The sequence below is a fragment of the Pseudomonas sp. microsymbiont 2 genome, from assembly GCF_054788395.1.
The window spans coordinates 5,622,298-5,634,218 of sequence record NZ_CM139112.1 but is presented as its reverse complement, the minus strand read 5'-3'; the positions used below and the strand labels follow the sequence as shown (position 1 = coordinate 5,634,218).

The window sequence follows — 11,921 nt, the reverse complement described above, 5'->3', positions numbered from 1 at the left end:
CGCATGACGGTCGCACGTCCGCCGATGGTGGTTTGCCTGGGGCTGCTGTTCATGCTGTCTGGCTGTGGCAAGGAAGAAACCGTCCAGGTGCTGCCCAGGGTCGCGGTGCAACAGGTGCAGCCCGCCGATTTCGCCGCTCGGGTGACCCTGACCGGTGACGTGCAGGCGCGGGTGCAGACCGACCTGTCGTTTCGCGTGGGCGGCAAGATCGTCTCGCGCAGCGTCGATGTGGGCGACCACGTCAAGGCCAACCAGGTGCTCGCGCGCCTGGATCCCAAGGACCTGCAGAACAACGTCGACTCGGCCAAGGCCGAGGTGTTCGCCGAGCAGGCGCGGGTCACCCAGACCAGCGCCGCGTTCGTGCGCCAGCAGAAACTCCTGCCCAAGGGCTACACCAGCCAGAGCGAATACGACTCCGCCGAAGCTGCCCTGCGCAGCAGCCAGAGCGCGCTCAAGGCCGCCCAGGCGCAACTGGCCAACGCCAATGAACAACTGAGCTACACGGCGCTGGTGTCCGAGGCCGCCGGGGTGATTACCGCGCGCCAGGCCGAGGTCGGCCAGGTGGTGCAGGCGACCATGCCGATCTTCAGCCTGGCCGTCGATGGCGATCGCGACGCGGTGTTCAATGTCTACGAGTCGTTGCTGGTGAACCCGAGCGACGAGAAGAACGTCACCGTCAGCCTGATCGACGATCCCAGCATCAAGGCCAGCGGCCAGGTGCGCGAAATCACCCCGACGGTCTCGGCGCAGAGCGGCACCGTGCAGGTCAAGGTGGCCCTGCGCGACGTGCCGGCGGGCATGCCGCTGGGGTCGCCGGTCACCGCCTCGGCCAGTGCTCGCGGCAAGCCCAGCGTCGAGCTGCCCTGGTCGGCGCTGACCAAGGCCTTGAGCGAGCCGGCGGTATGGGTGGTGGGCGAGGGCGACAAGGCGCAGCTGCGCAAGGTCCAGGTGGCGCGCTATCTCACCGGCAAGGTGGTGATCAGCGATGGCCTGGAGGCCGGCGAGGTGGTGGTGGTTGGCGGCGGACAGTTGCTCAATCCGGGCGTCCAGGTGGAAAAGGTCGATGCCAGCAATGGAGGAGTCGGACCATGAAACCGCTGCCATTGATGCTGTGCGCCAGCCTGCTGCTGGCGGCCTGTGGCGGCGAGACGGAGCAGGCCGAGCCGGTGCGCCCGGTGCTGTCGACGGTGGTGCAGCCGCAGGTGCAGGCGCAACTGGGGCGCTTCGCCGGGAATATCCAGGCGCGCTTCGAGAGCACCCTGGGCTTCCGGGTGTCCGGCCGTATCGCCCGGCGCTGGCTGGATGTCGGCGCCCAGGTGCGGCCTGGCGATACCCTGGCCACCCTCGATCCGACCGATCAGCAGAACCAGCTGCGTGCCGCCGAGGGCGACCTGGCGCGGGTCCAGGCGCAGTGGATCAACGCCCAGGCCGATGCCCGCCGCCAGCAACAGCTGTATGACCGTGGCGTCGGCGCCCAGGCCCAGCTGGACATCGCCCAGACCAACCTGAAGACCACCGGAGCGTCCCTGGAACAGGCGCGTTCGGCCGTCAACCAGGCGCGCGATCAACTCGACTACAGCACCCTGCGCAGCGATCACGCCGCCGTGGTCACGGCCTGGCAGGCGGAGGCCGGGCAGACCGTCAGCGCTGGCCAGGCCGTGGTGACGCTGGCCCGTCCGGACGTGAAGGAGGCGGTGATCGACCTGCCGATCTACCTGGCCGAACAGCTGGGACGCAACCTCACCTTCACCGTCGCCTCGCAGCTCGACCCCAGCATCAACACCACCGCCACCCTGCGCGAACTGGAGCCCCAGGCCGACGCCACCACCCGCACCCGGCGCGCCCGGCTGACCCTGGCCAGCACGCCCGGCGCCTTCCACCTCGGCACCGCCATCAGCGTCACCTTGACCTCGGCGGTGGCGCCGCGCAGCGAGCTGCCGCGCAGTGCCTTGCTCGAGCGCGACGGCAAGACCCAGGTGTGGGTGGTCGACCCGCAGCAGAAGACCGTGGCGACCCGCGACATCACCCTGGCAGAGCGCAACGCCGACAGCATCGTCCTGACGGCCGGCGTGCAGCCCGGCGAGCGCGTGGTCACCGCCGGGGTGAACAGCCTCAAGCCTGGCCAGCAGGTCACCTTCGACGAGGATGCGCGATGAAAGGAAGCTTCAACCTGTCCGAGTGGGCGCTCAAGCACCAGTCCTTCGTCTGGTACCTGATGTTCGTCGGCCTGCTGATGGGGGTGTTCTCGTACTTCAACCTGGGCCGCGAGGAAGATCCGTCCTTCACCATCAAGACCATGGTGATCCAGACCCGCTGGCCGGGGGCGACCCAGGACGAGACGCTGTACCAGATCACCGACCGGATCGAGAAGAAGCTCGAGGAACTCGACTCGCTCGACTACGTGAAAAGCTACACCCGCCCTGGCGAATCGACGGTGTATGTCTACCTGCTCGATACCACCAAGGCCAAGGACATTCCACAGATCTGGTACCAGGTGCGCAAGAAGATCCAGGACATCCGCGGGCAGTTTCCCCAGGGCGTCCAGGGCCCGGGGTTCAACGACGAGTTCGGCGACGTGTTCGGCTCGATCTACGCGTTCACCTCCGACGGCCTGAACCTGCGCCAGTTGCGCGACTACGTCGAGCAGGCCCGCGCCGAGGTGCGCGAGGTGCACAACATCGGCAAGGTCGAGCTGATCGGTACCCAGGACGAAGTGCTCTACCTGAACTTCTCGACCCGCAAGCTGGCGGCCCTGGGCATCGACCAGGGCCAGGTCATGCAGGCCTTGCAGGCGCAGAACACGGTGACCCCGGCCGGGGTGATCGAGGCCGGACCCGAGCGCATCTCGGTGCGCACCACCGGGCAGTTCGCCTCGGAAAAGGACCTGGAAACGGTCAACCTGCGCATCAACGACCGCTTCTTCCGCCTGGCCGATATCGCCGATATCGAGCGCGGCTACGTCGACCCGCCGTCGCCGATCTTCCGCTACAACGGCCAGCCCGCGATCGGCCTGGCCATCGGCATGAAGGCTGGCGGCAACATCGAGGTGTTCGGCGCGGCCCTGAAAAAGAAGATGGACAGCATCGTCAGCGAACTGCCGGTCGGTGTCGGCGTGCATACCGTGTCCGACCAGGCGGTGGTGGTCAAGCAGGCGGTTGGCGGCTTTACCAGCGCGCTGTTCGAGGCGGTGGTGATCGTGCTGGTGGTGAGCTTCGTCAGCCTCGGCATCCGCGCCGGGCTGGTGGTGGCCTGCTCGATTCCGCTGGTGCTGGCCATGGTCTTCGTGTTCATGGAGTACAGCGGCATCACCATGCAGCGCATTTCGCTCGGTGCGCTGATCATCGCCCTGGGCCTGCTGGTGGATGATGCGATGATCACCGTGGAGGTGATGGTCACCCGCCTGGAGATGGGCGAGACCAAGGAGCAGGCGGCGACCTTCGCCTACACCTCGACGGCCTTCCCCATGCTCACCGGCACGTTGGTGACGGTGGCCGGCTTCGTGCCCATCGGCCTCAATGCCAGCTCCGCGGGCGAGTACACCTACACCCTGTTCGCGGTGATCGCCGTGGCCTTGCTGGTGTCCTGGGTGGTGGCGGTGTTCTTCGCCCCGGTGCTGGGCGTGCATATTCTCAGCAGCGAGAAGCTCAAGCCCCACGAGGCGGAGCCCGGGCGGGTCGGCAAGGCCTTCGAGCACAGCCTTTTGTGGTGCATGCGCCACCGCTGGGTGACGGTGATCGGCACCCTCGTGCTGTTCGTGCTTTCGGTGCTGGGCATGCGCTTCGTGCAGAACCAGTTCTTCCCGTCCTCGGACCGGCCCGAGATCCTGGTCGACCTGGACCTGCCACAGAACGCCTCGATCGAGCAGACGCGCAAGGTGGTCGACCGCCTCGAAGCCAGGATCAAGGACGATCCCGACCTGGTGCGCTGGAGCACCTACATCGGCCAGGGCGCGATCCGCTTCTACCTGCCCCTCGACCAGCAACTGCAGAACCCTTACTACGCCCAGCTGGTGATCGTCAGCAAAGGCTTCGAAGAGCGCCAGGGCATGATCGAGCGCCTGCAGAAACTGCTGCGCGAGGAGTTCGTCGGCATCGGCAGCAACGTCCAGTCGCTGGAAATGGGCCCGCCGGTGGGACGGCCGATCCAGTATCGGGTGAGCGGCAAGGACATCGACCAGGTGCGCCGCTACGCCATCGAGCTGGCCACGGTGCTCGATGGCAACGAGCATATCGGCGACATGATGTACGACTGGAACGAGCCCGGTAAGGTGCTGCGCATCGAGATCGCCCAGGACAAGGCACGTCAGCTGGGGCTGTCGTCCGAGGACGTGGCCAACGTGATGAACAGCATCGTCAGTGGCGTGCCGATCACCCAGGTCAACGACAACATCTACCTGGTCGATGTCATCGCCCGCGCCGAGGACAGCGAACGCGGCTCGCCCGATACCTTGCAGAACCTGCAGATCGTCAACCCCAGTGGCGTGTCCATTCCCCTGCTGGCGTTCGCCACCGTGCGCTACGAGCTGGAGCAGCCGCTGGTGTGGCGGCGCGACCGCAAGCCGACCATCACCATCAAGGCCTCGGTGGTTGGCGATATCCAGCCGACCAACCTGGTCGAGCAGCTCAAGCCGAAGATCGATGAGTTCGCCGCCAAGCTGCCGCCTGGCTACGGCGTGGCCACCGGCGGCACGGTGGAGGAAAGCGGCAAGGCCCAGGGGCCGATCGCCGACGTGATCCCGCTGATGCTGTTCCTCATGGCGACCTTCCTGATGATCCAGTTGCACAGCGTGCAGAAGCTGTTCCTGGTGGTCAGCGTCGCGCCCCTGGGGCTGATCGGCGTGGTGCTGGCGCTGGTGCCCACGGGCACGCCGATGGGCTTCGTGGCGATTCTCGGCATCCTGGCCCTGGCCGGGATCATCATCCGCAACTCGGTGATCCTGGTGACCCAGATCGATGAATTCGAGGAACAGGGCTACGCCCCCTGGGATGCGGTGGTGGAGGCGACCAACCACCGCCGCCGGCCGATCCTGCTGACCGCGGCGGCGGCGAGCCTGGGCATGATTCCGATCGCGCGGGAGGTGTTCTGGGGGCCGATGGCCTACGCCATGATCGGCGGCATCATCAGCGCAACGCTGCTGACGCTGTTGTTCCTGCCGGCGCTGTATGTGGCCTGGTACAAGATCCGCGAGCCGGAGAACACCTCCAAAGCCCAACACTGAACCCTTGTAGGAGCGGCCTTGTGTCGCGAAAGGCCGCTCCTACAGAGTGCCTACCTAAAGTTGGTTATATAAACATTCTTAAACAGTATTTTTAAGAATATCCGCGCCTCACTAGTATTGCCCTCAAGCCAGGCGCAAATCCCCTTCAAAACTCTGCCCGGCACCCTTACTCACAGGAGAACGAGCATGAGTGCATCTCTGCGCAGCATCGACGGTCAGGACGAAGCCACCATTCTGCGTGAAATCCAGAGCGCCCTGCGCGACCTGCGCTTCGGCGCGGTGGAGATCACCGTGCACAACGCCCAGGTGGTGCAGATCGAACGCAAGGAGAAGTTCCGCCTGCAGCAGCCCGGCAACAAGTCCGGCTGATACCGCATCACTTCAAAACTAGAAAAATGCCAATCGGGAGCTTCACCATGTCCATCCGCCGTTATGCGCTTGCCGCCCTGGCCAGTGCCGTTTTTGCCGGTTCCGCGATCGCCAAGGACTACGAACTGCTGAACGTGTCCTATGACCCGACCCGCGAGCTGTACCAGCAGTACAACGCCGAGTTCATCAAGCATTGGCAAGCCGCCCACCCGGGCGACAAGGTGAAGATCCAGCAGTCCCACGGCGGTTCGGGCAAGCAGGGACGCGCGGTCATCGACGGCCTGCGCGCCGACGTGGTGACCCTGGCCCTGGCCGGCGATATCGACGAGATCGCCAAGCTCGGCAAGACCCTGCCCGAGGACTGGCAGAAGCGCCTGCCGGACGCGAGCACGCCGTACACCTCGACCATCGTGTTCCTGGTGCGCAAGGGCAACCCGAAAGGCATCAAGGACTGGGGCGACCTGATCAAGAAGGACGTCTCGGTCATCACCCCCAACCCGAAGACTTCCGGTGGCGCCCGCTGGAACTTCCTCGCCGCCTGGGCCTACGGCCTGAAGGCTGGCGGCAGCGAAGAGAAGGCCAAGCAATACGTGCAGGAGCTGTTCAAGCACGTGCCGGTGCTCGATACCGGCGCCCGCGGCTCGACCATCACCTTCGTCAACAACGGCCAGGGCGACGTGTTGCTGGCCTGGGAGAACGAGGCTTTCCTGGCGCTGAAGGAAGACGGCGGCAGCGACAAGTTCGAGATCGTCGTGCCTTCGCTGTCGATCCTCGCCGAGCCACCGGTGGCGGTGGTCGACAAGAACGCCGAGAAGAAGGGCAACGAAAAGATCGCCGAGGAGTACCTCAAGCACCTGTACAGCCCGGCTGGCCAGCAGATCGCCGCGCAGAACTTCTACCGCCCGCGTGACGCCAAGGTTGCCGCCGAATTCGGCAAGCAGTTCCCGAAACTGGACCTGGTGACCATCGACAAGGACTTCGGTGGCTGGAAGACTGCGCAGCCGAAGTTCTTCAATGATGGCGGTGTGTTCGACCAGATTTATCAGGCACAGTGATCGGCAATGGAAAGAGCGGGGGCCGCTTTGCGGCCCTTTCGCGACACAAGGCCGTTCCTACAGAAAAGCGCGATCCCCTGTAGGAGCGGCCTTGTGTCGCGATGGGCTGCAAAGCAGCCCCAGGATTTCAGAAGCTAGCACCAGCCCGGGAGCCTTTCCGGGCTTCGTGCGTTCAACCAGGGACCTTTATGTCACGTCGCATTTCCCCCGTCATACCCGGCTTCGGGCTGACGCTGGGCTACACCTTGGTGTACCTCAGCCTGATCGTGCTGATACCGCTGGCCGCCATGTTCGTGCATGCCGCGCAGCTCACCTGGGAGCAGTTCTGGGCCATCATCAGCGCGCCCCGAGTGCTGGCCGCGCTGAAACTGAGTTTCGGCACCGCCCTGTTCGCCGCCCTCATCAACGGTGTAATCGGCACCCTGCTGGCCTGGGTGCTGGTGCGCTACACCTTCCCCGGGCGCAAGATCATCGATGCGATGATCGACCTGCCGTTCGCCCTGCCCACAGCCGTGGCCGGTATCGCCCTGACCGCCCTGTACGCCCCGGCGGGCTGGGTCGGCCAGTTCGCCACCGACCTGGGCTTCAAGATTGCCTACACCCCGCTGGGCATCACCCTGGCGCTGACCTTCGTCACCTTGCCGTTCGTGGTGCGCACGGTACAGCCGGTGCTGGCCGACATTCCGCGTGAAGTGGAAGAGGCCGCCGCCTGCCTGGGCGCGAAGCCCTTGCAGGTGTTCCGTCATGTGCTGGCGCCGGCCTTGCTGCCGGCCTGGCTGACCGGCTTCGCCCTGGCCTTTGCCCGGGGTGTGGGCGAGTACGGTTCGGTGATCTTCATCGCCGGCAACATGCCGATGAAGACCGAGATCCTGCCGCTGCTGATCATGGTCAAGCTCGACCAGTACGACTACACCGGCGCCACCGCCATCGGCGTGCTGATGCTGGTGGTTTCCTTCATCCTGCTGCTGCTGATCAACCTGTTGCAGCGCCGTATCGAAACCCCTTGAAGGAGGCCCGGTAATGTCTACGTCTTCCCTTGGCGCGACCGCCGCCGCCAATGCCGCCCGAAGGGGCAGCGCCACCTCGCGCCGGGTGCTGATCACCCTGGCCTGGATCGTCTTCGCGCTGTTCCTTGCCCTGCCGCTGGTGATCGTGGTGTCGCAGGCGCTGAAGAACGGTTTCGGTACCTTCTTCGAGGCGATCTTCGAGCCTGATGCGCTGGCCGCGCTCAAGCTCACGCTGCTGGCGGTGCTGATCTCGGTGCCGCTGAACCTGGTGTTCGGGGTGTGCGCCGCCTGGTGCGTGAGCAAGTACAGCTTCCGTGGCAAGAGCGTGCTGGTGACCCTGATCGACCTGCCGTTCTCGGTGTCGCCGGTGATCGCCGGCCTGGTCTACGTGCTGATGTTCGGCGCCCAAGGTCTGTTGGGCCCGTGGCTGCAGGATCACGATATCCAGATCGTCTTCGCCCTGCCGGGCATCGTCCTGGCGACCATCTTCGTCACCGTGCCGTTCGTCGCCCGTGAACTGATCCCACTGATGCAGGAGCAGGGCACCCAGGAAGAGGAAGCCGCGCGCCTGCTTGGCGCCAACGGCTGGCAGATGTTCTGGCATGTGACCTTGCCGAACATCAAGTGGGGCCTGATCTATGGCGTGGTGCTGTGTACCGCCCGGGCCATGGGCGAGTTCGGCGCGGTGTCGGTGGTCTCCGGCCATATCCGTGGCGTCACCAACACCTTGCCGCTGCACGTGGAGATCCTCTACAACGAGTACAACCATGTCGCGGCCTTCAGCGTGGCCAGCCTGCTGCTGATCCTGGCGCTCTTCATCCTGCTGCTCAAGCAGTGGAGCGAGAACCGTATTAACCGACTGCGCCACGGCGCGGCGGAGGAATGATTCATGTCGATCGAAGTTCGTAACGTCAGCAAGCGCTTCAACAGCTTCCAGGCCCTGGACAACATCAACCTGGATATCCACAGCGGCGAGCTGGTGGCCCTGCTTGGCCCGTCCGGCTGCGGCAAGACCACCCTGCTGCGCATCATCGCCGGCCTGGAAACGCCGGATGACGGCAGCATCGTGTTCCATGGCGAGGACGTGTCCGGCCATGACGTGCGTGATCGCAACGTCGGGTTCGTGTTTCAGCACTACGCGCTGTTCCGCCACATGAGCGTGTTCGACAACGTCGCCTTCGGCCTGCGCATGAAGCCCAAGGGCGAGCGCCCGAGCGAAAGCAAGATCGCCGAGAAGGTCCATGAATTGCTGAACATGGTCCAGCTCGACTGGCTGTCCGATCGCTACCCCGAGCAGCTGTCCGGCGGCCAGCGCCAGCGTATCGCCCTGGCCCGCGCCCTGGCGGTGGAGCCCAAGGTGCTGCTGCTCGACGAGCCGTTCGGGGCGCTGGATGCCAAGGTGCGCAAGGAGCTGCGCCGCTGGCTGGCGCGGCTGCACGAGGACATCAACCTGACCTCGGTATTCGTCACCCACGATCAGGAAGAGGCCATGGAAGTGGCCGACCGCATCGTGGTGATGAACAAGGGCGTGATCGAGCAGATCGGCTCGCCGGGCGAGGTCTACGAGAAGCCGGCCAACGACTTCGTCTACCACTTCCTCGGCGACTCCAACAGGCTGGCGCTGAGCGAAGGCAACCACGTGCTGTTCCGTCCGCACGAGGTGTCGCTTTCGCGGCATGAGACCGAGGGGCACCATGCCGCCGAGGTTCGTGATATCCGCCCGCTGGGCGCGACCACGCGGGTGACGCTGAAGGTGGAAGGGCAGAGCGAGCTGATCGAGGCCGAGGTGGTCAAGGATCACGACAGCCTGACCGGGCTGGCGCGCGGGGAGACGCTGTTCTTCCGGCCGAAGGTGTGGCAGAAGGTGGCGGATATCTGAGCTGCCTGCATGAATGAGAAACCCGGGCATGGTCCCGGGTTTTTTATTGCCTGCGCCATCGTATTCGCGGGTAAACCCGCTCCCACAGGGGCCGGCGCCGAGCCCTGTGGGAGCGGGTTTACCCGCGAATAAGGGCGCCGCCCTCGCGAGAATTTGATGCCTTGCGCGAATATTTAATATGCCGGTAAAGCATCATCCAAACGCGCTGACGCCACAGCCCGCGAAACCTGCGGCCTAGAGCCAAGCGCTCAAATTAAATATTCCCAAAAGATCTAACATTAACTTCAAACATTGCTTTATGACCTAAGCCTCTGGCCCCGATGATTCAGCCACACACCTGAATCAAGAACCCCAGGAGTTTTAGCAATGGGCAATGTCCAGACGGCCGTCAGGGCCTTTGAGCAGCCATGGCGCCCGGCACCGGGTGACCTGGTCGAGCTCGGACGCACACTGCGCCTGCCGCTGGGCCAGTTGCGCCTGCAACGCACACCGGTCAGTGGCCTCAAGCGCCGCGACAAGCTGGCGCTGGGCCTGCTGGTGCTGGTGCTGCATGGTGTCGCGGCGTACTGGGTCAGTCACCAGCCGACACCGGAACTGCCGGTCATCCCGCCGAAGATTCCACCCATGACCATCGAGTTCGCCGCGCCGGCGCCGCCTGTGGTCGAGCCTCCACCTCCGGCGCCTGTGGTCGCGCCGCCCCCTCCGCCGCCGCCAGTGGTGGACGAACTGGCTGCCAAGCCCGCGCCGAAACCGGTGCCCAAAACCAAGCCTGCGCCAAAGCCGGTGGCCAAACCGCAGCCCAAGCCGGTCGAGGCACCGCCACCTGCCCCGGTGGCCGCTCCGGCGCCTCCACCCCCGGCGCCCGCGCCACCGGTTCAGGCGCCGGTCACCCCGGCCTCGGCCAATGCCGCGTACCTGAAGAACCCGGCGCCGGAGTATCCGCAGATGGCCCAGCGCCGGGGCTGGGAGGGCACCGTGCTGCTGCGCGTGGAGGTGCTGCCCAGCGGCAAGCCTGGGCAGATCCAGATCCAGAAAAGCAGTGGCCGCGACGCCCTCGACGCCGCCGCGCTGGCCGCGGTGAAGCGCTGGAGTTTCGTCCCGGCCAAGCAGGGCGACGTGGCCCAGGTGGGCTGGGTCAGCGTACCGATCGATTTCAAGCTTCGTTAACTCGCGACCGAACAAAAGGAAGGACTACATCATGAGCCTGTTGGCATCCCCCCTCGAATCCGTTGAAAGCGCGGTCATCTGGCTGCTGGTCGGTTTCTCCGTCGCCACCTGGGCGTTGGCCCTGGTCAAGGTCGTGCAGTTCGTGCGCCTGAAAAACCAGGACAAGCGCTTCCACCAGCAGTTCTGGGCAGCGTCCAGCCTCGATTCGGCCGCCGAGCCGAGCCACGACCTGCCAGGCCCCGCCGCCCGCGTGGCCCAGGCCGGTTTCGCCGCCATCGCCGTGGGCGAGCCGGGCCAGGCCAATGACCTGAGCCACGCCATCAACCATCAGGACCGCCTGGAACGTGCCCTGCGCCAGCAGATCGTGCGTGAGCGCCGTTCGCTGGAAACCGGCCTGGCGGTGGTCGCCAGTATCGGCAGCACCTCGCCCTTCATCGGCCTGTTCGGCACCGTGTGGGGCATCATGGAGGCGCTCAAGGGCATCAGCGCGGCGGGCTCGGCGAGCCTGGAGACCGTGGCCGGGCCGATCGGCGCGGCGCTGGTGGCCACCGGCGTGGGGATCGCCGTCGCGGTGCCGGCAGTGCTGGTCTACAACTATTTCCTGCGTCGCCTCAAGCTGACCGCCGCCGACCTCGACGACTTCGCCCACGACTTCTACAGCCTGGCGCAGAAGAGTGCCTTCCGCGTGCTGGTGCACCCAGCGGCGCACAGGCCGCAGGGCGGTTTCACCCAGCCGGTGAAGGAGGCGTCCTGACATGGCTTTCTCGACCCAGGACAGCGATGAAGTGTTGAGTGAAATCAACGTCACGCCGTTGGTGGACGTCATGCTGGTGCTGCTGGTGGTGTTCATCGTCACCGCGCCGCTGCTGACCAACGCCATCCCGATCAACCTGCCCAAGACCGAGGCCGTGGCCCCGGTGGAGCAGAAGGACCCGCTGGTGGTGAGCATCGATGGCAGCGGCAAGCTGTTCATCAACAAGGACCAGATCCAGCCCGAGCTGCTGGAGACCAACCTCAAGGCTGCCAGGGACAAGGACGCCGAGCTGCGTGTGCAGCTGCAGGCCGACGATGGTGTGAACTACGGCGAAGTCGCCCGCGCGATGGCGGCGATCGAACGTGCCGGGATCAGCAAACTGGCGGTGATCACCGCGCGCTGACCGGCGATACCGTCTTCAGGCAAGTGCTTCGGGGCCATTTTCCTTGGCAGGGGATGGCCCTTTTTTTAT

General features: G+C 65.3%; 11 protein-coding genes. All 11 read left to right on the top strand.

All coding sequences use genetic code 11. The annotated features are described in order from the left end of the window. Positions 1-3: 3 nt before the first annotated feature. The gene (locus tag ACYUME_RS25275; RefSeq protein ID WP_279883223.1) at positions 4-1,092 is read left to right on the top strand and encodes an efflux RND transporter periplasmic adaptor subunit; all 1,089 of its coding nucleotides are present in this window, start codon (positions 4-6) and stop codon (positions 1,090-1,092) included. Then, the gene (locus ACYUME_RS25270) at positions 1,089-2,156 is read left to right on the top strand and encodes an efflux RND transporter periplasmic adaptor subunit (protein WP_460417466.1); all 1,068 of its coding nucleotides are present in this window, start codon (positions 1,089-1,091) and stop codon (positions 2,154-2,156) included. Before ACYUME_RS25275 ends, ACYUME_RS25270 begins: the two co-directional genes overlap by 4 nt. Further along, positions 2,153-5,218, top strand: coding sequence for an efflux RND transporter permease subunit (locus ACYUME_RS25265; protein WP_279883227.1), 3,066 nt, complete (start codon positions 2,153-2,155; stop codon positions 5,216-5,218). The genes ACYUME_RS25270 and ACYUME_RS25265 overlap by 4 nt, the downstream gene beginning before the upstream one ends. A 186-nt stretch (positions 5,219-5,404) precedes the next feature. Beyond that, a complete protein-coding gene (gene oscA, locus ACYUME_RS25260; protein WP_016489716.1) occupies positions 5,405-5,587 on the top strand; it encodes a sulfur starvation response protein OscA in 183 nt (60 codons plus the stop codon). Positions 5,588-5,634: 47 nt separating this feature from the next. Then, positions 5,635-6,642: a sulfate ABC transporter substrate-binding protein gene (locus ACYUME_RS25255; protein ID WP_279888942.1), complete on the top strand. Its 1,008-nt coding sequence runs from the start codon at positions 5,635-5,637 to the stop codon at positions 6,640-6,642. Positions 6,643-6,830: 188 nt separating this feature from the next. Further along, positions 6,831-7,649: a sulfate ABC transporter permease subunit CysT gene (gene cysT / locus ACYUME_RS25250; RefSeq protein WP_279888941.1), complete on the top strand. Its 819-nt coding sequence runs from the start codon at positions 6,831-6,833 to the stop codon at positions 7,647-7,649. A gap of 13 nt (positions 7,650-7,662) precedes the next feature. Continuing rightward, positions 7,663-8,535 (top strand): sulfate ABC transporter permease subunit CysW, encoded by an 873-nt coding sequence (gene cysW, locus ACYUME_RS25245; RefSeq protein ID WP_279888939.1) that lies wholly within the window; start codon positions 7,663-7,665, stop codon positions 8,533-8,535. A 3-nt stretch (positions 8,536-8,538) separates the two neighbouring features. Further along, on the top strand, positions 8,539-9,528 hold the full coding sequence (locus ACYUME_RS25240; RefSeq protein ID WP_346615280.1) for a sulfate/molybdate ABC transporter ATP-binding protein: 990 nt from the start codon (positions 8,539-8,541) through the stop codon (positions 9,526-9,528). Positions 9,529-9,894: 366 nt separating this feature from the next. After that, positions 9,895-10,695, top strand: coding sequence for an energy transducer TonB (locus tag ACYUME_RS25235; RefSeq protein WP_460417464.1), 801 nt, complete (start codon positions 9,895-9,897; stop codon positions 10,693-10,695). A gap of 31 nt (positions 10,696-10,726) precedes the next feature. Further along, positions 10,727-11,449, top strand: a complete 723-nt coding sequence (locus tag ACYUME_RS25230; RefSeq protein ID WP_460417462.1) for a MotA/TolQ/ExbB proton channel family protein — start codon at positions 10,727-10,729, stop codon at positions 11,447-11,449. Between the two features lies 1 nt (position 11,450). Continuing rightward, positions 11,451-11,852 (top strand): ExbD/TolR family protein, encoded by a 402-nt coding sequence (locus tag ACYUME_RS25225; RefSeq protein WP_460417460.1) that lies wholly within the window; start codon positions 11,451-11,453, stop codon positions 11,850-11,852. Positions 11,853-11,921: the final 69 nt, after the last annotated feature.